At 51.4% G+C, this 22179-nt stretch carries 21 protein-coding genes; 10 read left to right on the top strand and 11 right to left on the bottom strand.

The genetic code is table 11. The features are described from left to right. Positions 1–30: 30 nt before the first annotated feature. Complete coding sequence (locus DUE52_RS15975) at positions 31–417, bottom strand: DUF1801 domain-containing protein (RefSeq protein ID WP_114407027.1); 387 nt, start codon at positions 415–417, stop codon at positions 31–33. Positions 418–544: 127 nt separating this feature from the next. Between DUE52_RS15975 and DUE52_RS15970 the strand changes: the two genes are divergently transcribed. Beyond that, a complete protein-coding gene (locus DUE52_RS15970; protein ID WP_114407026.1) occupies positions 545–1702 on the top strand; it encodes an efflux RND transporter periplasmic adaptor subunit in 1158 nt (385 codons plus the stop codon). A gap of 12 nt (positions 1703–1714) precedes the next feature. After that, the gene (locus DUE52_RS15965) at positions 1715–4873 is read left to right on the top strand and encodes an efflux RND transporter permease subunit (protein WP_114407025.1); all 3159 of its coding nucleotides are present in this window, start codon (positions 1715–1717) and stop codon (positions 4871–4873) included. Between the two features lie 70 nt (positions 4874–4943). Here DUE52_RS15965 and DUE52_RS32650 read toward each other — a convergent pair whose 3' ends face one another. From DUE52_RS32650 to DUE52_RS15945, 6 genes are all read right to left on the bottom strand, one after another. Then, positions 4944–5120 (bottom strand): hypothetical protein, encoded by a 177-nt coding sequence (locus DUE52_RS32650; RefSeq protein ID WP_222930289.1) that lies wholly within the window; start codon positions 5118–5120, stop codon positions 4944–4946. Beyond that, entirely contained in the window at positions 5098–5349 is a 252-nt protein-coding gene (locus DUE52_RS33215; RefSeq protein ID WP_510186373.1) for a KpnI family restriction enzyme N-terminal domain-containing protein, read from the bottom strand. Before DUE52_RS33215 ends, DUE52_RS32650 begins: the two co-directional genes overlap by 23 nt. Next, a complete protein-coding gene (locus tag DUE52_RS15955) occupies positions 5288–6154 on the bottom strand; it encodes a DNA cytosine methyltransferase (RefSeq protein WP_222930288.1) in 867 nt (288 codons plus the stop codon). Before DUE52_RS15955 ends, DUE52_RS33215 begins: the two co-directional genes overlap by 62 nt. Next, the gene (locus DUE52_RS33090) at positions 6133–6285 is read right to left on the bottom strand and encodes a DNA cytosine methyltransferase (protein WP_222930287.1); all 153 of its coding nucleotides are present in this window, start codon (positions 6283–6285) and stop codon (positions 6133–6135) included. The genes DUE52_RS15955 and DUE52_RS33090 overlap by 22 nt, the downstream gene beginning before the upstream one ends. A gap of 224 nt (positions 6286–6509) precedes the next feature. Further along, positions 6510–9137: an ABC transporter permease gene (locus tag DUE52_RS15950; RefSeq protein WP_222930286.1), complete on the bottom strand. Its 2628-nt coding sequence runs from the start codon at positions 9135–9137 to the stop codon at positions 6510–6512. Positions 9138–9222: 85 nt separating this feature from the next. Further along, the gene (locus tag DUE52_RS15945; protein ID WP_114407024.1) at positions 9223–9567 is read right to left on the bottom strand and encodes a PadR family transcriptional regulator; all 345 of its coding nucleotides are present in this window, start codon (positions 9565–9567) and stop codon (positions 9223–9225) included. A 49-nt stretch (positions 9568–9616) separates the two neighbouring features. Between DUE52_RS15945 and DUE52_RS32115 the strand changes: the two genes are divergently transcribed. Continuing rightward, on the top strand, positions 9617–9820 hold the full coding sequence (locus DUE52_RS32115) for a hypothetical protein (protein ID WP_133299854.1): 204 nt from the start codon (positions 9617–9619) through the stop codon (positions 9818–9820). A gap of 127 nt (positions 9821–9947) precedes the next feature. Here the strand turns inward: DUE52_RS32115 and DUE52_RS15940 are convergent, their stop codons facing one another. From DUE52_RS15940 to DUE52_RS15930, 3 genes are all read right to left on the bottom strand, one after another. Continuing rightward, the gene (locus DUE52_RS15940; protein ID WP_114407023.1) at positions 9948–10697 is read right to left on the bottom strand and encodes an SDR family NAD(P)-dependent oxidoreductase; all 750 of its coding nucleotides are present in this window, start codon (positions 10695–10697) and stop codon (positions 9948–9950) included. A gap of 171 nt (positions 10698–10868) precedes the next feature. Beyond that, the gene (locus DUE52_RS15935) at positions 10869–12197 is read right to left on the bottom strand and encodes a PQQ-dependent sugar dehydrogenase (protein WP_114407022.1); all 1329 of its coding nucleotides are present in this window, start codon (positions 12195–12197) and stop codon (positions 10869–10871) included. 95 nt (positions 12198–12292) lie between these two features. Beyond that, positions 12293–13282 (bottom strand): alpha/beta hydrolase, encoded by a 990-nt coding sequence (locus DUE52_RS15930; RefSeq protein ID WP_114407021.1) that lies wholly within the window; start codon positions 13280–13282, stop codon positions 12293–12295. A gap of 268 nt (positions 13283–13550) precedes the next feature. On the opposite strand from DUE52_RS15930, the gene DUE52_RS32440 reads away from it, so the two are divergent. The 3 genes from DUE52_RS32440 to DUE52_RS15920 all read left to right on the top strand — a co-directional run bounded on the left by DUE52_RS32440 (position 13551) and on the right by DUE52_RS15920 (position 15850). After that, positions 13551–13727, top strand: coding sequence for a hypothetical protein (locus tag DUE52_RS32440; RefSeq protein WP_165840953.1), 177 nt, complete (start codon positions 13551–13553; stop codon positions 13725–13727). Positions 13728–13930: 203 nt separating this feature from the next. After that, entirely contained in the window at positions 13931–14761 is an 831-nt protein-coding gene (locus DUE52_RS15925; protein WP_114407020.1) for an Rpn family recombination-promoting nuclease/putative transposase, read from the top strand. Between the two features lie 132 nt (positions 14762–14893). After that, positions 14894–15850, top strand: a complete 957-nt coding sequence (locus tag DUE52_RS15920; RefSeq protein ID WP_114407019.1) for a sugar phosphate isomerase/epimerase family protein — start codon at positions 14894–14896, stop codon at positions 15848–15850. A 517-nt stretch (positions 15851–16367) separates the two neighbouring features. On the opposite strand, the gene DUE52_RS15915 is transcribed toward DUE52_RS15920, so the two are convergent. Then, positions 16368–17405, bottom strand: a complete 1038-nt coding sequence (locus tag DUE52_RS15915) for a sugar phosphate isomerase/epimerase family protein (protein WP_114407018.1) — start codon at positions 17403–17405, stop codon at positions 16368–16370. A 264-nt stretch (positions 17406–17669) separates the two neighbouring features. On the opposite strand from DUE52_RS15915, the gene DUE52_RS15910 reads away from it, so the two are divergent. The 4 genes from DUE52_RS15910 (at position 17670) to DUE52_RS15895 (ending at position 22179) form a co-directional block, all read left to right on the top strand. Continuing rightward, on the top strand, positions 17670–18356 hold the full coding sequence (locus DUE52_RS15910) for a response regulator transcription factor (RefSeq protein ID WP_114407017.1): 687 nt from the start codon (positions 17670–17672) through the stop codon (positions 18354–18356). A 4-nt stretch (positions 18357–18360) separates the two neighbouring features. Beyond that, positions 18361–19728, top strand: a complete 1368-nt coding sequence (locus DUE52_RS15905; protein ID WP_114407016.1) for a sensor histidine kinase — start codon at positions 18361–18363, stop codon at positions 19726–19728. A 108-nt stretch (positions 19729–19836) separates the two neighbouring features. Continuing rightward, complete coding sequence (locus DUE52_RS15900; RefSeq protein ID WP_114407015.1) at positions 19837–21090, top strand: TolC family protein; 1254 nt, start codon at positions 19837–19839, stop codon at positions 21088–21090. A 6-nt stretch (positions 21091–21096) separates the two neighbouring features. Then, the gene (locus DUE52_RS15895) at positions 21097–22179 is read left to right on the top strand and encodes an efflux RND transporter periplasmic adaptor subunit (protein WP_114407014.1); all 1083 of its coding nucleotides are present in this window, start codon (positions 21097–21099) and stop codon (positions 22177–22179) included.

Raw genomic sequence — 22179 nt, 5'->3', positions numbered from 1 at the left:
GCCGGGGTGCAATCCCCGGCTCTGGCAAAATCACCCTCTCTTTTTATGAAAGATGGCCGGTTTTTCCTTCGAGGTTTCATTGAGTAGAATCGCTTCCTGCAACAATTCCCGAATCAGGTCTTCATTTATGGTTTCAGCCTGCACAATCAGTGACTTGACCGTTCGGCGTCCACGGCCTTCCAGCGCACCCTGTTCGTTGGCTAATTCATAGCCTCTCAGGAAACAAAGGTCGACGGCGACCTCCGGTGTTCGGAGCGGATTGAGGTAACACAAATGGCCTTTGTGGAAATAAAAGGGCACGCCCCAACTCATTTTTTCCTGAACTTTGGGGGACGCTTCCAGGATTAATCGACGTATTTGGTCTAATAGGCGATGAATTTCGGGTGTTTGTCGATTAATGTATTCTTCAACTGTCATGGCTTGTTGTAATGGAGTAATTTCGGTGCTAAGTTAGCTGAAAAATCAGATTCCGACAGTAGGCACACGGTTTGATGCAACTTTCTCAATGGGCGCAATACCGCGTCCGCTTCAACATACTATCTCTGTGAAAAGGTGGATTGCTATTATTTTGGTGGTGCTGGTGGTTGGTGGCATCATTTATTACAATAAGTCTTCTAAAAAGCAACCGGGCGAAGCAGCCGGTGGTGGTCGGGGAGGTGCTCCCTCCGGACAGGCCGGTGGCGGCCGGGCAGGCGGTAGTGGCCCGACGGCGGTCAATGTGTATGTGGTTACTTCCCAAAATCTGAAAGACGAAGTGGTGGCTACAGGCTCCCTGCTGGCTTCCGAGCAGGTGGACATCTATCCCGAAATCTCGGGAAGAATTGTTGAATTGAACATTCAGGAGGGACGGGCCGTTAAGCAGGGTACGTTGTTGGTGAAACTGTATGACGGTGATTTACAGGCTCAATTGCTGAAGCTGAGATCGCTCGAAGAAAACAACCGGCGCATCGAAGAACGGAACAAGCAACTGCTGGAACGGGGCGGTATCAGCCAGCAGGAATATGACATTATTGTGACGAACCTGAAAGGAACGCTGGCCGACATTGAGGTGACGAAAGCAGCGCTTCGCCGGACCGAAATCCGGGCACCTTTTTCCGGAACCATTGGTTTACGGAATGTGAGTTTAGGAGCGGTGGTAAGTCCGAATACGCTGATTGCCAGGTTGCAACAGACCAATTCGATGAAGCTCGATTTTTCGGTTCCCGAGAAATACAGCCCATCCGTAAAAGTGGGCAGTGTGATCTCGTTTCAGGTCGACGGTCTGGACAAAACGTTTAACGGATCGGTGTATGCCATCGAACCCGGCGTGGAGGAAGCCACCCGGAACCTGCGCATTCGGGCGCGGGTAGCCAACAATACGTCCAGCCTGCGTCCCGGAACGTTCGCCAAAGTGAGTCTGGTCATCAATAATGCCCAGGCACTTGTGGTTCCAAGTCAGTCAGTGATTCCGCAAACGCGCGGTAGCCAGGTGGTGGTGATCGAAAACGGAAAAGCGGTTTTTAAAGATGTGAAGATCGGATTGCGGAATGCCAGCGTTGTAGAAATAACGCAGGGCTTGCAGAAGGGGGATACGGTGGCAACAACCGGCCTGATTTTCCTGCGACCTGAAGCGCCGGTAAAAGTGGCTAAAGTGGACCGGTTAACGGGTCAGAAGCAGCCGGAGCAAGGTTCAGCAGCGGGTAATAGTGCGAGTATGAATTAACGAACTAAACCAATGAGTCTACCTTCATTAAGCCTTCGGCGACCGGTTTTCGCCATGGTTATGTCGATTGTCATCATCCTTTTCGGTGTCATTGGCTTTACATTTCTGGGCGTTCGCGAATACCCGGCTATCGATCCGCCGATTATCTCGGTTCGAACCAGCTACGTGGGAGCGAATCCGGAAATTATCGAATCCCAGATCACCGAGCCGATTGAAAAATCGCTCAACAGCATCGAAGGCATTCGGACCATCTCGTCGACCAGCGCACTTGGAAGCAGTAACATCACCGTCGAGTTTGAATTGGGAGCCGACCTCGAGCGGGCCGCCAATGACGTCCGGGATAAAGTAGCCCAGTCGCAGCGGCAGCTTCCGCAGGACATCGATGCCCCACCCGTCGTGAGCAAGGCCGACGCCAACTCGGAGCCAATCATCTTCCTGCCCGTTCAAAGCACAACCCGAAATCCGATGCAGTTGTCGGATTATGTTGAAAATGTGTTGCAGGAACGTCTGCAAACCATTCCGGGGGTTAGCCAGGTGATGGTATACGGACTGAAAAGATCGGCCATGCGGCTTTGGATCGATCCGCACAAACTTTCGGCTTACCGATTGACCGCGCAGGATATTCAGGAAGCCTTAAACCGCCAGAATGTTGAATTGCCCGGTGGGAAAATCTACGGCAATAACACCGAATTAACGGTGAAAGCGGTAGGGCGGTTAACGACTGAGGACGATTTTAACAACCTGATCATTCGCCAAACGGCCAACCAGATTATTCGGTTTAAAGATGTCGGGTATGCGGTTCTGGGACCGGAGAATGAAGAATCGGCCGCCAAACAGAACAACGCTTCCGGAGCCATTCTGGCCCTGATTCCGCAACCGGGCGCAAACTATGTGGCCGTTGCGGATGAATTTTACAAACGTTTGGAGGATATCAAGCGCGATCTGCCGTCCGATATTCAGCTTTTGAATGGCGATGACAAAACGAAGTTTATTCGGCAGTCCATTGAAGAAGTGGCCGAAACCATCATCCTCTCCTTCATTCTGGTGGTCATCGTTATTTATCTGTTCTTCCGGGATTGGCTGATCTCCATTCGCCCGTTGATCGATATTCCCGTTTCGCTGATTGCGACATTTTTTATCATGTATATCTCGGGTTTCAGTATCAACGTTTTGACGCTGCTTGGGATCGTGCTGGCTACGGGGCTGGTGGTAGATGACGGGATTGTGGTCACGGAAAATATCTTCAAGAAAATTGAAGAGGGTATGGAGTTGAAACGGGCTGCAAAAGAAGGTTCGGAAGAAATTTTCTTTGCGGTTATTTCGACCTCGGCCACCTTGTCCATCGTTTTCCTACCCGTTATTTTCCTGGAAGGGTTTACCGGGCGTCTGTTCCGCGAATTTGGGGTCGTCGTAGCGAGTTCAGTATTGATTTCAGCCTTTGTTTCCCTGACCCTGACGCCGGTTTTGAGTGTATTGCTGGTGAGCAAAGACCAGGGGAAAGGATCGTGGTTTTATCAGAAAACCGAGCCGTTCTACCAATGGCTGGATCGGAGTTACCGGTCGTCCCTAACGAGCTTTATGGGCCGTCGCTGGCTGGCCGTAGGCATCATCGGCATTTGTTTAAGCATCATTTTCTGGATCGGCTCTTCGCTGAAGTCCGAGTTGGCGCCCATGGAAGACCGCAGCCGCATCCGGGTGCCCATTACCGCGCCGGAAGGAACCAGCTACGAAGCCATGACCCGGATTACCGAACGGGTAAACCAGTTTGTGATGGATTCGATTCCTGAACTGAACTACACCTTTAGCGTCATTGCGCCGGGTAACTCGGCGGCAGGGGCGGTCAACTCCGGCTTTATATCGCTCAATCTGGTTGAGCCGAGTGAACGCAAACGGTCACAACAGGAAATCACGGACTATCTGGGCAAGTACCTGAGAAGCTCCAGTGAAGCCCGGATGAATGCGACCCAGGAGCAGACCATTCAGGTTGGCCGACGCGGGGGAGGGTTGCCGGTGCAGTTTGTGATCCAGAACCTTAATTTTGATAAACTTCAGCAAAACCTGCCGAAGTTTATGGACGAAGTACAGAAAGATCCGACTTTTCAGGGTTTTGACGTCGATTTGAAATTCAATAAACCGGAATTGAACATTACGATTGACCGGGAGAAAGCCACTAGTTTGGGGGTAACCGTACAGGATGTGGCCCAGACCCTTCAGTTGGCACTGAGCAACCGTCGGTTGGCGTACTTCCTGATGAACGGAAAACAGTATCAGGTGATTGGTCAGGTAGCGCGGGACGACCGCGATGAGCCAGTTGACCTGGCCTCGTTTTATGTTCGAAACAATGCGGGCAACCTGATTCAGTTGGACAATCTGGTGAAATTTGCCGAGGTATCCAGCCCGGCCCAGGTGTATCACCATAACCGGTTTAAATCCGCCACCGTATCGGCCGGGTTAGCGCCCGGTAAAACCATCGGCGATGGGGTAGATGCGATGAATGCCATCGCGGCCCGAACGCTCGATGAAACGTTCCAGACTGAGTTGTCGGGATCTTCCCGCGATTATGCCGAAAGCTCATCGAACACCTTGTTTGCCTTCCTGCTGGCATTGGTGTTGATTTACCTCATTCTGGCGGCTCAGTTCGAGAGTTTCACCGATCCCTTCATCATTATGCTGACCGTGCCGCTCGCCATTGCCGGGGCCGTTCTTTCGTTGTATGTGTTTAATCAGACGATGAATATCTTTTCGCAGATCGGTATCATTATGCTCATCGGTCTGGTGACGAAAAACGGTATCCTGATCGTTGAGTTCGCGAATGAAAAACGCAAAGAGGGCATGGATCGGTTTGAAGCGGCCATCGAAGCATCTGCCCTCCGGCTTCGTCCCATCCTGATGACCAGTCTGGTAACGGCCTGTGGTGCTTTACCAATTGCATTGGGCCTGGGGGCGGCAGCCAAAAGCCGTATTCCGCTGGGCGTCGTTATTGTGGGGGGAATTATTTTCTCTTTGGTATTGACCCTGTTTGTCATTCCGGCGATGTACTCGTTCCTGTCGCGGTATAAAATCGTGGATAATTCGGCGTACGAAGATCACCCACAGCCGCTCCAACCGTCGCCTGAGCCTGAAAAGCCGGTTAAACGCAAAAGCGAGGAACTACATGAAGAAGAAGTTTAACAACGAAAAAACCGGCGATGGGCCGGTTTTTTCGTTTGGAGGGGGATAGATATTTAGTCAAAAGAAAAAATCAAACTTGGTTTTCCAGAAATTCTTTTGCTGGACCAGGAAATTTACGAATCAACCATTTCATCACCTCAACCTGAACTTTGCCGGGAGCACGACGAGTCTGAATGAGTAAACTTAAGGCATCCGGACGTACCAGCGTTAAATTGGATGCTCCTTCATTGCTCAAAAGCAGTTTCACGTCTTTCGGCACTAATCAGTATATATTGCCCCGGCTTTAAGTCACTTCGGTCTTTGTGGGTCAAAATATCAAATCCTTCTTCGTTTCTTAACTCACGAACGCGTCTTCCCCACTCACTTGAATTGGCTACTTGTCGTATTGTTTCGGAGTCGAGAACCCGACCGACGTTATTCAGAAAAAATGCTCTGAGTTTTTCTTTCGAGCCGGGTTCCTTCTTTTTGTTTTCCATAACTGAGCGCTTCAATAATTGCCATACCGACTGCCTTGGCAACGGGCGCAGGAAAGGCATTTCCGACTTGGCGGTAAGCAGGTGTCTTTTTGCCGGCAAATTGCCAATCCGGTGGAAATCCCTGAACGAGTGCGGCCATTGGTAAGGTCAATCGAGGCTGGCCTGAAAAGAGAGGAGAAGGTGGAGCATCGGCTAAACCTTTTCCATCAACTCCCAACGAAGCCCAGGCTTTTTTGGCACGGGTTGGCCCCAAATCGGCTCCTCCGTGCTTTTTAGAACCTCCAACCAGCGTTGGTGCAATGCCGTTTGCTTCTTTTTTCCACTCATCAGCACCTTCCCAGCCCGCAGATCTCATTTGATCGTAGAGTAATTCACCGATGGTTAACGGTTTTTGAAAAGAAGCCGTGGGCCATTGGAAGTGTTCATAGTATTCCTCTTTTAAACCAACCAGTATGGCTCTCGGGCGAAGTTGCGATACGCCATAATCGGATGAGTTCAGTAGCCGCCATTCACAGTAATACCCTAAACTACGAAGCTCTGAAAGGATTTGACGTCGGTAAAGTTTAAATTTTGGGTCCAACAAACCGCGGACATTCTCCAGCATAATGGCTTTTGGGTTGCATTCCTGAGCAATCCGTATGGCTTCCGGGAATAAGTCCCGTTCGTCAAGGTTGCCCAATTGTTGACCCGCAATTGAGAAAGGTGGACAAGGTACTCCACCAGCCAAAAGATCGACTTGACCTTTATAAATTGCCCCCGAAAAATCTCTTAAATTCTGCAAAATCACATTCCATTCCGGGCGCAATTTAGTTTTAAGGTTTCACAAGCCAATGGCTCAATTTCTACCAGAGCAACGTGGTCAAATCCAGCCTGTTCTAAACTGATAGCCTGTCCGCCGGCACCCGCACAGATTTCAAGAGACGTGTATTTAGGCATAGTATTTATGTGGATATGCTGTTGTATGGAGCAATATACCCAAATCCCGAATAGGATCAAATCCTTCCCCTGGTCTGATTGACCTGTGGGTTTTCATAAAATAGCAAACCGCCAAACAGAGCCAATCTCTCATTCAGCGGTTTGTTAATAGGGTACAGAAAAGCTGCAAACCTGGGGCGCACGGACCAAGTGCTATGGAAACTCCTATATCGATTCCGTTAGTCTTACTCCGAACGAAGGGCTTTGACCGGATTCATCAACGCGGCTTTGATAGACTGAAAACCGACAGTGATAAACGCAATCAAAAAGGTGCCAACAATGGCGGAGATAAAGATCCCGACGCCCAGATCGACGCGGAAAATAAAGTTTTTGAGCCAGGCGTTCATCGCGTAATAAGCCACCGGAGCCGCTACAACGAAGGCGATCAGAATGAGACGCGAAAACTCTTTGGCAAAGATCCAGAGAATCTGGCCCATGCTGCTGCCCAGCACTTTCCGAATCCCGATCTCCTTGGTTTTCTGAGCAGCCATAAACGACACCAAACCGTAGAGACCCAGACAGCCGATGAAAATGGCGATGGCAGCAAAAGTCTGAATCAGCTTGAGCATGAGGTCTTCGGTTGCGTAAAAATTGGCAATATGCTCATCCAGAAATTGATAGTCGTAGACTTGGTCCGGGTGCCGGTCGCTCCACGTTTTTTCCAACGCAGCCAGCGTGGGTTGCACGGTGGCGCTATTGATTTTCAGGGCATAACTCGCGTACAAATCCGGAGCTGTCGTGATGCAAATGGCGTTGATGTCCTCGTGGAATGACCGGTCATGAAAATCGGCGATCACCCCCACAATCGTCCCTTTGGTATTGCCGTCGTTTAAACTCAGGGCTTTCCCAATCACTTCGTCGGAAGCTTTCAGACCCAGCTTGCGGGCAAACATTTCATTGACAATAAATTCCTTCGCCGTGTCGGACGGAAACAGGTTGCGACCCGCCACGATTTTCAGTCCAAACATCGGGATGTACTGCTCGTCGGCGGCTTTAACACTCACACTAAAGGCTTCATCTTCAGCCCGGTTGTCGTAGTTTGGCGAGGTGTTCCAGACGTTGTAGTTCGAAGCCGGAGCCGACTGACAAACCGATACGGTTTGAACGCCCGGAATCTGGGAAAACTGGCTTTTCAGGGTTTTCATCGTCAGCACGTTCGATTCGGTCGCCACCGGCAGCATCACAACAGCGTCTTTGTTGAACCCCAGATCGGATTGCGTCGAAAACCGCATCTGGTTGGTAATCACAATCATGCCCATGATCAGCACTTGCGAAATCGCAAATTGCCCCACAATCAGCGTACGCCGGGTGTTAAAACCGCCGATGTTCTGTTGTGAAAGCTTTCCTTTGAGCGCCATAACCGGCTGAAAATCGGCCAGAATCAGTCCGGGATACGACCCGGCAAAGAACGTAACGACCAATGTCAGCAGGGGAAGAAACAGCATAAACTGCCAGTCGGCCAGGGGATTGACGGCGATTTGTACTTTGAACCAGTCGTTGATGAAAGGCAGCAGTAACGCGGACGCAATGCAGGCCAACCCAACGGCTACGGTCGTGATCAAACCGGTTTCGGAGATAAACTGCCAGAAAAGTTGCCCGCGAAAACTGCCCAGCACTTTCCGGACGCCCACTTCTTTGGAGCGCTTGAGAGCCTGTGCCGTGGCCAAATTGATGAAATTCACGCAGGCCGTAATAATCAGAAACAGGCCAATACAGCCCAGAACCCACAAATTGGTTTTGGTGATGACCCCACCATACCGGGCGTTGAAGTGTATATCGGCCAGCGGTTGCAGCTTGTAATGGTGGACGTTTTTATTGGTCGGGCGGTATTTCTTCACGTAAGCGGGCAAAAATTTTTCGACCTCATCGGGCGAAACACCGGGCCGGAGCCGGACAAAACATTGCATGGCGCTGTTGATGCCGCCCCAGGCATCGTCGCTGGCCAGCCAGTCGTTGTACTGTTTCAGCGTGTTGTACGATACGTAGATTTCGGATTTGCGGTCGGTGGTGATGGGTAAATCTTTCAAAACGCCCGTAACCCTGAAATCAACCTTGTTATCCAGCCGAAACAGTTTGTTCATCGGATCGGCCGCGCCAAAGAGCTTTCGGGCCATTTTCTCCGTCAGAATGGCGGTATTAGGGTCAAGTAAGGCCGTTTCCCGATCCCCTTTCAACAGCGGATAATTGAAAATGTCGAAGAATTCGGGTTCAGTGAATGCCACGCCCTCGCTCTCCTTAAACTTACGGATTTCCGAACCTTCTTTAACCGTCAGCACCACATCCTCGGCGGTGGCAATGCGGGCTACTTTCTCACCAAAAGTGTAGTCGTTGCGAAAAACTTTGCCGAGGGGGCTGGGAACGTTGGCGCGGTAGCTGATCGTTTCGCGGTGTTGCTCGGTCACGAAGCGGTAAATCCGGTCGGAATTGGTGTGGAATGTATCGAAACTCAGATGGTATTTCACCAGCATGAAAATCAGAATGCCGCAGGTCATTCCGAGGGCCAGACCTGAGACATTGATCGCGGTGTAGGTTTTGTTGCGAACCAGGTTTCGAAAAGCAATTTTGAAATAGTTACGGATCATTGTAGTATTTGTTGGTTTGGAGTATGCTTCGGGTTTTCGCTTCAGAAAAAACGGGTTCAGGTAATTCAAAACCGCCCAGACGAACGACCGCCGGGCATTGGCCAAACCGGCATCCTCCGCTTGCTTGTAAAAAACTTCATGCAGATCGCCCTGCACATCCTCCAGCAGATGAGGAGCAACGAAGCGTTCCAGCAGCCAGTCGGCCCAGCGGGGCGGAGTCAGGTGTTTCATAAGTTGTTAGTTATGAGTTAAGAATGAAGAGTTAAGAGTTAAGGGTGAGAGCGTCAGCCAACTCTTAACTCTTAACTCTTCACTCTTAATTTTTAAAGCCAATCAATTGAAACTTCCCCGGTGGAATGGCTTGCCAGAGCCGACTACGGACTTCCTGAATGTCGTTCAAGGCCTGAACTCCCGCGTTTGTCAGTGCGAAAAAACGCTTGCGTCGCCCACCCCGTTCGGCGGTGGCACCCCCCATCAGCGACGACAGAAAGCCTTTTTCTTCCAGCCGGTACAACGTAGCATGAACGGCACTCATCGTGATCGTTCTTCCGGTTTGCTGCTGGACATCTTCCCAGATTGTCACGCCGTAGGCTTCGGCCGGACAGGCTGCCACCACCAGCAGGACAATTTCTTCAAACTCGCCCAGAAAGGATCTTCGCATGGTCTTACTCCGTTCGTACGATTAGTTGTAATTTTGCAAAACAAATAGGATGCCAGAAAGAAAAAGTGCCTTTGGAAGTGATTTGGATGGTGTTGAAGAAGAGGCTCTGTACGATTTCGGACAGATTTTGTCCATGGGCGGACAGGAGTTGGTTCGTGGTTTTTCGTTTACGGTTTATAATTGCCGATGTGTGCTTGCCACGTATTTTTCAGCAATTCCAAACTGTAAACGATACTTTACAAACTTTGAATAAACGCGGCCATTTTTTCACGCAGAGCCTTGTCAGGCTGACGTCCGTGTCCGGCCAGCATGTTGTCGGCAGCGTGCTGGGGGGCGTCTCGTCGGGTGTTTCGTTGGTTTTGATCCATCGGTTTCATTCACTATTGACAAATATACCCACCATCCGCACTCACCAGACTGCCCGTCATAAAGGAATTGTCGTCCGACAACAGGAACGCGACCACCGCGGCAATCTCTTCCGGTTGGCCGATCCGACCCAAAGGCTGGATGGTGTTCATTGACTCGTAAACACCCGCTTCGTCAACGGAATTGACGGTGGAAAAGTGGGTAACCGCTTTATGGAGCAAGGGCGTATCGATGGTGCCGGGACAAATGCAGTTAACCCGGATGTTGAACGGGGCGTAGTCGATGGCCGTGCTTTTGGTGAGTTGCCCGATCGCTCCCTTGGTCAGGCCATAGACCGAACTGCTGGCTTTGCCGGTAAAGGTCTGATCGGAACCCATCAGAACGATGCTTCCCTTCCGCTGCGCTTTCATGTAAGGAAGTACTTCCCGAACGGTATGAAACGTGCCTTTGATGTTGATATCGATTAGGTTATCCAGCTCGTCGTCGGACGTTTGTTCCATCGTGGCGAAAAGGTGGATGCCGGCGTTGGCGAAGAGCATGTCGATCCGGTTTTCTTTCGCCACAACAGCCGCCAGACTGTCTTTGATTTCCTGCTTGTTGCGGACATCACATCGGATAAATTCACCAGGCGTGTCGTCGACTGCTGGTTTTTGGATGTCGAGATTAAAAACAATGCCACCTTCACGAGTAAGGTATTCACGGGTCGCTTTGCCAATGCCGGTGGTGGCGCCGGTAATGACCACTACTTTGTCTTTGAATTTCATGGGACAATGTTAGGAGATTCGTAAAACCGATCGATACCGACCGCCCCCAAACGAACAGGAAGGGACAGTCGGTTCGCAAACGTAGTGCTATCAATCGAAGAATGCTATTGGAATTATCCCAAATATGACCGCATTTGTACCAATCGAGAACAAAACCCTGAAATACTTTCGTTAGCGCGTTGCACTGACCCGCCAGATCCGGTTGCCGGCATCATCGGCCACGAGCAGCGAACCGTCGGGCAAAACCGATAAGCCAACCGGACGACCAAACACGTCCTTGTCGTTGGCAATAAAACCGGTCAGAAAATCTTCCGGTTTCCCACTCGGTTTTCCATTCTGAAAGGGAACAAAAAGGACTTTATAGCCGGAAAAAGCCGACCGGTTCCAGGAACCGTGTTGACCCACGAATGCACCATTGCGGTATTTTTCCGGGAAGGCGGTTTTATCATAAAACGCCAGGCCCAGCGACGCCGTGTGCGAGCCTACGGCAACATCGGGAACGATCGCTTTTTTGACCAGATCGGGCCGTTCGCCTTTCCGGCGCGGGTCTTCGTTCTGACCAAAATAGGAGTAAGGCCAGCCGTAGAATGCGCCTTCTTTAACACTGGTGATGTAGTCGGGAACCAGTTCATCGCCCAGTTCGTCGCGTTCGTTGACGGCAGTCCACAGCGTGTTTGTACCGGGAGCCCAGTCCATGCCCACCGGATTCCGAAGTCCGCTGGCGTAAATCCGCTCGCCCGAACCATCGGGGTTGATTTCCAGAATGGCGGCCCGTTTCACTTCATGCTCCATCCCGTTTTCGCCCACATTGCTGCCCGATCCCACCGAAACGTAGATTTTGGAACCGTCGGCATTGGCAAGCAGATTGCGCGTCCAGTGGTTGTTGTAGCCCCCGGCGGGCAGCGGCAGAATCGGCGTTCCTTTGGCGGTTATTTTGGTCTGACCCGGCTGATACGGAAATTTGAGAACGCCGTCGGTATTGGCGACATACAGCGTGTTGCCGATTAAAACGACTCCAAATGGCTGATTCAAATCCGCCAGAAAGGTTTCGCGAATTTCCGGTTTACCGTCTTTGTTCGCATCGCGGAGGAGCGTGATGCGGTTGGCACTTTCACCAACGGCACCGGCTTTGGCTTGTCCACTGACGGCGGCTACCACCTTCTTCACCACGCCTTTCTTTTCGGTTTGGGATTCGACCACCAGCACATCGCCGTTCGGCAGCACGTAAGTCCGGCGCGGGTTTTTCAGGTCGCGGGCGTATTCGGTGACCACAAAACCGTCGGGAGCTTTGGGCATCTGGCCGTCTTTCCAGCCGATCACATTGCTGAAATGCTTGGACGATTCGGAAGGTTCCGGCAGATCAGGCGACTGGGCAGTTTCGGGTTGTTCCGTCGTCGTGGCGGTATTTTCGTCGCTTTCCGCCTTTTTGCTTTGGCCGCAGGACAGCAGCAGGCCGGTCAGGAGTAAGGTGTGTGCAAAAAGAATAATTCGGTTGTTCATCGTTTGAGAAGAATTAGCAAGTAATCCTTTATCAACCGACTGATCAACGGCTTTGTTTGGGTAATTTATCGTGCATCATTCTGGCATAAACCACCTCACCGGGCTTCAAGTTCGGTCACCGGTTGAAGGGCCGGTTTGGGGCTGGTTTGCAAAAAACGACTGATGTTGGCCTGCCATTTCGCGTTTTCGACGGTGCAAAACGACTGGTGTGCCGAGTTTTCGAAAACCACCAACTGTTTCCGGGAAGTGCCTAAATTCTCAAAAATAGCGTCGGTTTCGTGCCGCAGAACCCGGGGGTCTTTCGCGCCCCAGTTCAGTAAAACCGGCATCGTAAGCTGTTTGGCCGACTCCGACGGGCGGTAGCCAAACACCCACATGCTGCGCTGTAGACCACCCCATAACGCCAGCAATTCCGACACCGGATGTGCGGGAATGTGCATCGAGCGAAGGCGGCCCTGGATGGCGTCGTAGAGTGAGGCAAACGGACATTCCAGAATGACCCGCGCCGGTTTTAATCCGTGTTCGGGGATGGCTTTCAGGATCGTGGCGGCACCCATCGACACGCCCCAGAGAATGATGTTTTTCTCCTTTCCCTTCGCCACAAAATCATAGGCGGCTTTCAGATCGTTGGTTTCACGAAAACCGATGGTGCAAATGTTGCCATCAGAATTGCCGTGCGCCCGGAAGTCGAACGACAGGGTGTTGTAGCCCAGTGCGTGAAAATAGTCCGCTTCGCAAAGGATTTTCGACTTGTTCGACGCGTGGCCGTGGCACAAAATCACGGTGCCTTTGGCCTGTTCTGCCGGGATATACCAGCCTTCCAGTCTCTGACCATATTCGTTGGTGAGCCGGATGGTTTCGTAGGGGATTTTCGGGGTGTCGCTGATGACCGACTTTTTCAGTTTCAGACCAAAAAAAGCCGCCTGGATGAGTTCGCTGGTCGAATAGTCTTCGGCTTTCCGCGCCGGTGTTTTGTCGGGATTGTTGTAAAAATAGGTAAAACGGGAGGCATGGAAAGCCGAAACGATATTCAACAGGATAAACAGGACGAGCAAAACCAGCCCGATTCGACGCAGCATCAGCATGAGTTACCAGATTAAAGAAGCAGGATGAACGAATAAAACCGTTCATCGAATGGAACAACAAACATACCGATTTTTACAATCCGTTTGCCACAGATTGCCTACCGGTTTTACAAACCCGTTTGACCCGAAAAGGAGCGGTGTAATAACCAGACAGCCGCGGTTGGTGGACGAAGTTTTTTTATGCTTTCCGGTGTGACAAGTGGGTCATCGCACCGTCATATAGTAACCAAATCGGTCAACATGCAAACACTAAAGTATACAGAAAGCCATGAAAGTCTTACCTATTTTAACCGCATTGCTCTTTATAGCGATTATGATCAACCTGTATTCGGGCATTGCGGATGGATTCAGCACCAACCGCCAGGCCCTGATCGCGGGCGGTTTAACGGTTCCGGCGGTGGCGGTTCTGCTGGTGTTGCTGGTGAAAGCGAAGCAGGCGGAGTAGGGGCTTTACACCATTTGTCGGCATGCTGAATTTAATGTGCTTTAAAAGTCTTTTGTCGTATTGGTTTATTCCGCATGGGCAACTTTTGGGTAATCCATTGCTCATGGGCGGGTTACGTGTAATAAAGTGAATGTCCGAGTTTGGCAGGTTTGGGCCATAGTTGAGAAGGCCATCAGATTCAAGGTTTTCTGTAACTTTTTTAGATGGAAACAGGCGTTTATATTCCCATTATTTCAGACTATGGTTTTAAGGCCACTTTCGGTAACGAAGCTGATAGTTTGTTCCTTCGTATAGCGTTGCAGGCACTTATCAAGTCGAAAATACCTATTCGGGAGGTGCATTTTGACAAGAATTCATTTGAGGCTTTGACCATTGACAGTCGGAGCGGGATTTTTGATTTGGCTTGTACCGACGAAAACGGGAATCAGTTTATCGTTGAAATGCAGTTAGGTCTGGCCCCGCATTTTGTGCAACGCATGAAGTTTTACGCCCTGCATAAATTTAACACGGTAGTAGAACGTGGAGAGTTTGATTATGCCAACTTGCCTAAAATCTACGCGATTGCTATTTTAGCAAAGAATATTCTGCCAACGGCTCAGTTTCATACGGTTGCCAATCTACGAAGTGAAGCGGGTGAAATCATTGACACCCAAATGACGTTTATCACGGTAGAATTGGCTAAGTTTAACAAGCATGTAGCTGAGATAGAGGCCGATTTAGACAAACTGGTTTATACCATGAAGCCCCTTCATACAACCGAACCGACTCAATACCCCGCTTTCTGGAATGAGGAATGGCTCAAGCGGGCCATTGACGAGTTGGACACGCGGAAGATGACCCCTGAAGAGCGGGCGTATTTTGCTCGCGTGACAGCGGCTAATGCCGAAGCGGTTAAAGCAGAACAGAAGCGGATCGAAGCCGTGAAAATATTGGCCATTCAAAATGCCTTAAAAGAAGGTTTACCAATTGATTTGATTGCTCGGATTATTAGTGTAAGCAAAGACTTTGTGTCTGCAGTGCAAAAAACGTTATAATCGGCTTCGCTGCGTGTGGGCGGGTAACCTGGCAACAGGCCGCAAATTCCACGCAGTGTGAAAGCTCCCCACGCTTACGCTGAGTAGATTACCCCGCAAAATTTCTTATCGGCATACCTATTCCCTGACGCTATGCCTCTTCTGCTTCAACGCCGTGATGTGTTAAAAGGGCTGCTGGCAACCAGTCTGGCTGGTTTGGCGGCTGAAACAAAGGCGGTTTCGCAGTTACCGGCCGATGCCGCTCCCTTTAGTATTCATATTTTCTCGAAACTTCTTCATTTTCTGGACTATACCGAAATGGCAACGGTTGCGTCCGACCTCGGTTTCGACGGCGTCGATCTGACGGTTCGGCCCGATGGCCACGTCGAACCGGCCCGGGTTCAAACCGATTTGCCGAAAGCGGTCGACATCCTGAAAAAGCGGGACCTGAGCGTATCTACGATTACCACTGCTATCACCAAAGCCGATGAGACGGCCCGAACGGTGCTGGAAACCGCCAGTAAGCAGGGCATCCGGTATTACCGCACAGGCTGGCTGGCCTATCCCGCCGACCAGCCCATTCAGGCGGTGCTGACCAGCTACCAAAAACAACTCGGCGAACTGGCGAAACTAAACCAGCAACTGAATCTGGCAGGAGCCTATCAAAACCACGCCGGAACCAACTTCGGCTCGGCCACCTGGGATCTGGCCACGGTTCTTAAGGAGATTAATAGCCCTAATATGGGAAGTCAGTACGACATTCGTCACGCGACGGTGGAGGGAGGGACGTCCTGGTCGACGGGCTTGCGGATGATTGCCCCACACATCCGGTTTATCGCCATTAAAGATGTGATCTGGGAGAAAAAGGCGGGAAAATGGAAGGCGGAAAGCGTGCCACTGGGACAAGGCATGGTCGATTTTCCGGCCTATTTTGCGCTGCTTAAGAAACTAAACGTCCGCGTTCCGATTTCGTTGCACCTTGAATACCCGCTGGGCGGTGCCGATCAGGGCAAACGAAACATTACGGTTCCCCGCGAGAAAATCTACAAGGCCATGCAGACCGATTTACAGACGCTGCGGGGAATGCTGAAATCGGCGGGGTTAGGGTGAAAAAAGGAATGATAAATGTTAAATGATGAGTCAGTACTGTACGAAGGATTTTTCTCCGTGCTTCAAGTTTGGGATGTTGGCGTAAAATTTTCTGTATCGTATGCATTGAAGCGAACGGTAAGAGACTGGGCCGCGTAGCGGACAGATGTTTGTAGCAAGGCGTGTGTCTTTCAGAGCGCTAGCGTGCTGTCAGGCACGCAACCTGTGCGCCTGTTGCGTGCCTGACAGCACGCTGGACTGCGAGCATACCTGCGTCTTGCTACAAATATTCGTCCGCTACGCGGCCCAGTCTGCTCGGGGTTGCTTTATGGTGGCGAAATGGGTGTCAAAAACCGTAGTTAATAGATAAAAAGGCGATTTTAAAAGCATGCTTTGCTTAAACCCCAAAGACTATTCGGCAAAATCAATCCTTCGTACAGTATTAATGATGAGTGCTAAATGTAAAAGTGATTGCAACTCCGGCACTTTTACATTTGACATTCATCATTTAACATTTATCATTCCTTTTTAAAACTTTTTAACTCAGCGCATTCCGGCAGAAATCCATGCATTTCTTCACTTCAGCGACGGCATTGGAGCCTTCCGGAATTTTATACTCCAGTTCGACCGTGGCCGGGAACGTATATTTCTGTTCGCGCATCAGTTTCAAAACCGGCAACAGGGGCGTATCGCCCTGACCCCAGGGCAGATTTCCTTTGCCATTCGCCGGTAATTGGCGGTCTTTGATGTGCATACTGGAAATCCGCGTGTGTTTCTGCCGGATCAAGCCCAGCGGGTCGGGCTGACCGGCGGCCAGGTAATGACCCAGATCGAAGTTCATGGCATTGCCGGGGGATTGGGCGAGGGCGGTATCCCAGAACGTGGGGGTTTGCTGTTCATGACCGTGGTAACCAACCCGCAAACCGTGTTTCTCGGCCATTTTTCCCAATCTCAGCGTATGGGCATCATTGGCCGGGTGTTCAAGGGTGACTTGGTTGGCCCCCAGTGCTTTAGCCGCCCGCATCCCATAATCGATGTCCGCATCGGTGTTCTGCATGCCAAACGCGTCGGGCTTGAATCCGTAAATGGTGACACCGGCCGCGTTATACATCTTGCGAACCTGCTCAAACTTACTCATCGGAACCGAGAGCCGCCATTTGGTCACTTCTGCCCGGTAGGCTTTCATTTTGGCATCCGCATCCGCCAGCGTTTTCTGTTCGTCTTCGGTGAGGGTCTGGTTTTCGCGCCGTTTCCGCATCAACGGAAAAATCGATCGCATATCGACCGTATTTTTGGGAGCACCCGCAAACGACTCGGCCGGCCCGCCCATCAACTCGATGGCGCTGATGCCGCTATCCAGAACGTATTGCAGGGTGGCTTCGGCACTTTGGTCGGGCATATCCCGGTACGAATACGTAATGACCCCAACCTGGACGCCGTTGATCAGCGAATTGGGTTTGTTCAGATTGCGGATCAGGGCGGGTGCGCCAAACAGTTTGGAAGGAGCAGCCAGGGCACTGGAAACCAGAGCGGCTGTGGCACCCAGAAACTGACGGCGAGTGGATTGGTTTTCCATCGTTTTAATTCGGTAGATTGGGATGTATAGACTGACGAAAGAGAGTACAGTATGAAATAGTCAAAGTAATACTTTTTCAGGTGAATGTACAAGCTTAATAGACGAGTGGGCCTGAAATGTCGACCAATAAACCGTGTGAGCCGACCGGCAAGCGTTTCAGAATGGGAGGGCGACGGCATTAGAATACCCTTAGAATTTGGATTTCAAGAACCGTCCGGGCAGTTTGTGGTGTTAGTTTGGTACGTATCCTGATTTCAAAGCCGTATGAAAACCATTCTAATCGTTGAAGATGACCGCCGGATTGCCCAGAACATCAGCCGGGGTTTGATGGAAGAGGGGTACCAGACCGAGGTGGCTTACGAAGGCTACAACGGGCGTGATCTGGCGTTGCGGCAACCGTTCGATCTGATCATTCTGGACATCAACCTGCCGGGTCTGAATGGCTATGAAATCTGCCGGAATGTCCGGGCCGAAAAACCGCATCTGCCGATCATCATGCTCACGGCCCTGGGCGAAATTGAAGACAAGGTGGAAGGACTGGAACGCGGAGCCGATGACTACCTGGTGAAACCCTTCGATTTCAGGGAGTTGAACGCCCGGATCGCAACCTGTTTCCGGCGGGCGGATTTGATCGATAAAAGCGTTGCCGATGAGGTGTTGCGCATCGCGAATCTGGAAATCAATCTATCTACGAAACAAGTCAAACGCGGCAGCACACCCATCGACTTAACCGCCCGGGAGTTTGCCCTGCTCGAATACCTGGTCCGCAACCGGGGCCGGGTCGTTTCCAAAATGGACCTGGCCGAAAAAGTCTGGAGTCTTAATTTTGATCCCGGAACGAATGTCGTAGAGGTGTATATCAACTACTTACGAAAAAAAATGGATCGGGATTTTGAACCCAAACTGATTCACACCCGCGCCGGTATGGGCTACGTTTTAAAAGTGGAGTAAGCAGATGAAGATCAGGAACCGGATCGCGCTTCAGTTTTCACTCATCGTTGCCACCATTTTGCTGGCCTTTTCGGTCATTATTTACGTAACCACGGCCACCTACAGCCGCGAAGATTTCTATGACCGGCTAAAAAGCAAGGCACTCACCACCGCCCGGTTTTTGATTCAGGTCAATGAGGTCGATCACAATCTCCTTAAAATTATCGACCGGAATACGCTCACGGCCCTGTATGACGAAAAAGTGCTGGTGTTCGATGAACAAAACCGCCTGATCTATTCCAGCGTCGACGACCACATCATTCACTACCAACGGGGATTGCTCGACGAGGTCAGGCAGTTGAAAGAGGTGGAAACCTGGAGTGATGACAACCAGTTGGCCGGTATTTTATACGAAGAAGGCGGGCGGCAACTGGTGGTGCTGGCGTCGGCCAATGACCGCGTTGGGCAGAATAAACAAAAAAACCTCCGCATCACGTTGATCTGGGGTTTGTTGGGCGGTATTAGTCTGACCATCGGCCTGGGCATTTTCTTCGCCGGGCAATCGTTGCGGCCCATCGGCGAGATCAACACCCAGGTTTCGACCATCACCGCCCGGAACCTGCGGCAACGGCTCGATGAGGGCAATCGGCGGGACGAAATCGATCAGTTGGCGGTCAATTTCAACGCCGTGCTGGGGCGGCTGGAGCAGGCTTTCGAACAGCAGCGCAGCTTCGTTTCCCACGCATCCCACGAACTCCGGACGCCCCTGGCGGCCCTCAAATCCGAAATTCAACTGGGCCTTCTCCGCCGGTTAACGGCCGATGAATATGAAACCATTCTAACCAATTTGCTATCGGATGCCGACCGCCTTATCGGTTTGACCAACAGCCTGTTGTTTCTGGCCCGAACGCTCGAAAACATCAGCCAGATGCCGCTGGCTCCGGTGCAGATGGAGGAAGTGGTGCTGCTGGCCAGGGATGAGTTGTTGAGTGCCAAACCCCACTACCGCGTTGAATTCGATTACGATAATCTGCCCGAATCGGAAACAGAAACCACCGTGTCGGGGAATGAAGAATTGCTGAAACGGGTTTTGCTGAACCTGATGGACAATGCCTGTAAATATTCCGCCGATCACACCGCCCATGTCCGACTCGGTACCGATGCCCGTTCGTGCTGGGTGAGCGTCCGCGACGAAGGGATTGGTATGACCTCCCAAGAAACGGAACTGATCTTTGAACCGTTTTACCGGTCGGCCAATGCCGCTGGTTATGAGGGGTTTGGGATTGGTCTCTCCATTTGTCAACGGATTGTGGAACTGCATCAGGGCACCATCACCGTGGAAAGCCACCTGAATGAGGGCAGTCAGTTTACCATCCGGATCGCTCATCTTTGAGTCTCTAATTTTTTTTTAACGGCTCTTTAACATTTTTCTAATTCACTTTTAACAGCCTTCTAACTTCTGTGGGTGAACCTTGCATCGGCATTGTGAGAACCCAATAGAATGCGATTTTTAGCTGTTTTTAGTAGTATTTGCCTGCTTTCGCTGACCGGCCTGGCGCAGGATACCTTGCGGCTGAGCCGACGGCAGGCCGATAGTCTGTTTCTGAAAAATAACCTGTTGCTGCTGGCGGGCCGGTTTCGGATCGAAGCCGGGCAGGGGGACATTATTCAGGCCGGTTTGTACGACAATCCGACGGCTTCGGTGGAGGTGAGCGCCTACAATACGGAGCGGAACCGGGCATTGGACGTGGGTCGGCAGGGGCAGAAAATTATTTCGGTGCAGCAACTGCTGTATACCGCCGGGAAACGTAACAAACGGATTTTGCTGGCGCAGGAAGCGACCCGGCTGAACGATTATGAGTTCGCCGATTTGTTGCGCTCACTCCGGTTTGAACTCCGCAGCCGGTTTTTCGACCTCTACTTTCAGCAGGAAACCCTCGCGCGTTACGACCGTCAGATCACCACCTTGCAGGGAACCGTCGCGGCTTTTGAGCAGCAATTCGACAAAAATAACGTGTCGTTGCGCGAACTGCTGCGTCTGAAGGCCCTGCTGTTTCAACTCAACAACGACCGGCTGGAAATCCGGCTTCGCCAGACCGAAAACCAGCAGTTTTTGCGGACGTTGCTTTCGGTCGATCAGCCCATTCTTCCGCTGGTCAACGAAGCCCAGCTCCAGCAATACCGCTTCCCCAACCAGCCGGTCGACTCGTTGCGAAACCGGGCGCTGCGGAACCGGCCGGATGTGCTTGCCAACCAGTCGCTGACCCGGCAATCGGAGCTGAATTACAATTTACAAAAGGCGCTGGCGGTGCCGGATCTTCGGGTTGGCGGAACGTATGATCAGGCGGGAAGCTACATTCCGCATTACCTCGGTGTTTCGGTGGCGATGGATTTGCCGTTTCTGAACCGCAATCAGGGCGCCATCAAAGCCGCCCGCAGCCAGATCGACTACCAGAAACAGATTCAAAACCAGAAAGCCGTGCAGGTGAACAACGAAGTGCTGGCGGCTTTGCAAAAAGTCCAGGAAGTAGAGCGAACGGTGCAGTCGGTCGAGTCGCGGTTTTCGGAACAATTCGAGCTGTTGAACCAGGGTCTGTTTGCCAATTTTCAGAAACGCAACATCTCCCTGCTGGAATTTATCGACCTCATCGAGACGTACAACGAAAGCACCAAAGAACTGAACCGGCTCAAAGCCGACCGCATCAGTGCGTATGAAGAACTGAATTATGTCGTGGGGGAGGAGCTTTTTAACTAAAAAAGGATGAAAAAACTCGTTAGCGGTTTATTGCTGGGCATGCTGGGGCTGGCGACAGCCTGCCATCAGAAATTGGATGAAAGCGAAGCAAAGGCTTTTATGATGTCGGATACGATGATGAATCGCATCCACCTGGACACGGTTTTGAACCAGCCGGTCCGGAGCGAGCTGACGCTGGTGGGCAAGGTGGCCGCCGACGAAAACAAGGTGATCAAGGTGTTTCCACTGGTCGGGGGCGTGGTGGAAGAGGTGGATGTGGAACTGGGTGATTTCGTGAAAAAAGGGCAGCAACTGGCCGTGATCCGGTCGGGCGAGGTGGCTGACTTTGAGCGTCAAATGATTCAGGCCCAGTCGGATCTGCTGCTGGCTCAGAAGAATCTGAGCGTGGCAGAAGACCTATTCGAGAGCAAACTGAACTCCCAGCGCGAAGTGGTTTCGGCGAAGAAAGACGTGGAAACCGCCCAGGCCGAACTCAGCCGGGTGAAGGAAATCTTTCGGATTTACGGCCTGGGGAAAACGCCGACCTACGTGGTTCGGGCACCGATCGACGGTTTTGTGATCGAGAAAAACGTCAACCGGGACATGCAGCTTCGCTCCGACAACGCCGACAACCTGTTTACGGTGGGCCAGATCAGCGACGTCTGGGTGCTGGCCAACGTCAACGAAAGCGACATTGGCCGGGTGAAAGCCGGGATGTCGGCCAACGTGCAAACGCTGAGTTATCCAGATCTGCAATTTCACGGGAAAGTCGATAAAATTTTCAGCGTGCTCGACCCCGGAACCAAGGCCATGACCATTCGCATCCGGCTTAAAAACGGAAATATGAAACTCAAACCGGAGATGCACGCGACGGTGGCCCTGCGGTTCGACGACGGCGTAAACATGGCAACGGTGCCTTCCACTGCGGTTATTTTCGACAATTCAAAATACTACGTCATGGTGTTTCGAAGCCGCTCCGACATCGAAACCCGGGAGGTTCACGTCCACAAATTTCTGGGCGACATTGCCTACATCAGCTCCGGTCTCAAAACAGGAGAAAAGGTCATCTCGAAGAATCAGCTACTGGTTTACGACGCGCTTAACGATTGA

This window comes from Larkinella punicea (assembly GCF_003334855.1).
GTDB lineage: Bacteria > Bacteroidota > Bacteroidia > Cytophagales > Spirosomataceae > Larkinella > Larkinella punicea.
This window is presented reverse-complemented; position numbering and strand designations above follow the sequence as displayed.

Bases quoted from the DNA above. Each gene is read 5' to 3' on its own strand.
- DUE52_RS15975 (WP_114407027.1), bottom strand. From the start codon at position 417: ATGACAGTTGAAGAATACATTAATCGACAAACACCCGAAATTCATCGC.
- DUE52_RS15965 (WP_114407025.1), top strand. From the start codon at position 1,715: ATGAGTCTACCTTCATTAAGCCTTCGGCGACCGGTTTTCGCCATGGTT.
- DUE52_RS33215 (WP_510186373.1), bottom strand. From the start codon at position 5,349: ATGGAAAACAAAAAGAAGGAACCCGGCTCGAAAGAAAAACTCAGAGCA.
- DUE52_RS33090 (WP_222930287.1), bottom strand. From the start codon at position 6,285: ATGCCTAAATACACGTCTCTTGAAATCTGTGCGGGTGCCGGCGGACAG.
- DUE52_RS15950 (WP_222930286.1), bottom strand. From the start codon at position 9,137: ATGAAACACCTGACTCCGCCCCGCTGGGCCGACTGGCTGCTGGAACGC.
- DUE52_RS15945 (WP_114407024.1), bottom strand. From the start codon at position 9,567: ATGCGAAGATCCTTTCTGGGCGAGTTTGAAGAAATTGTCCTGCTGGTG.
- DUE52_RS32115 (WP_133299854.1), top strand. From the start codon at position 9,617: ATGCCAGAAAGAAAAAGTGCCTTTGGAAGTGATTTGGATGGTGTTGAA.
- DUE52_RS15940 (WP_114407023.1), bottom strand. From the start codon at position 10,697: ATGAAATTCAAAGACAAAGTAGTGGTCATTACCGGCGCCACCACCGGC.
- DUE52_RS15935 (WP_114407022.1), bottom strand. From the start codon at position 12,197: ATGAACAACCGAATTATTCTTTTTGCACACACCTTACTCCTGACCGGC.
- DUE52_RS15930 (WP_114407021.1), bottom strand. From the start codon at position 13,282: ATGCTGATGCTGCGTCGAATCGGGCTGGTTTTGCTCGTCCTGTTTATC.
- DUE52_RS32440 (WP_165840953.1), top strand. From the start codon at position 13,551: ATGAAAGTCTTACCTATTTTAACCGCATTGCTCTTTATAGCGATTATG.
- DUE52_RS15925 (WP_114407020.1), top strand. From the start codon at position 13,931: ATGGAAACAGGCGTTTATATTCCCATTATTTCAGACTATGGTTTTAAG.
- DUE52_RS15920 (WP_114407019.1), top strand. From the start codon at position 14,894: ATGCCTCTTCTGCTTCAACGCCGTGATGTGTTAAAAGGGCTGCTGGCA.
- DUE52_RS15915 (WP_114407018.1), bottom strand. From the start codon at position 17,405: ATGGAAAACCAATCCACTCGCCGTCAGTTTCTGGGTGCCACAGCCGCT.
- DUE52_RS15910 (WP_114407017.1), top strand. From the start codon at position 17,670: ATGAAAACCATTCTAATCGTTGAAGATGACCGCCGGATTGCCCAGAAC.
- DUE52_RS15905 (WP_114407016.1), top strand. From the start codon at position 18,361: ATGAAGATCAGGAACCGGATCGCGCTTCAGTTTTCACTCATCGTTGCC.
- DUE52_RS15900 (WP_114407015.1), top strand. From the start codon at position 19,837: ATGCGATTTTTAGCTGTTTTTAGTAGTATTTGCCTGCTTTCGCTGACC.
- DUE52_RS15895 (WP_114407014.1), top strand. From the start codon at position 21,097: ATGAAAAAACTCGTTAGCGGTTTATTGCTGGGCATGCTGGGGCTGGCG.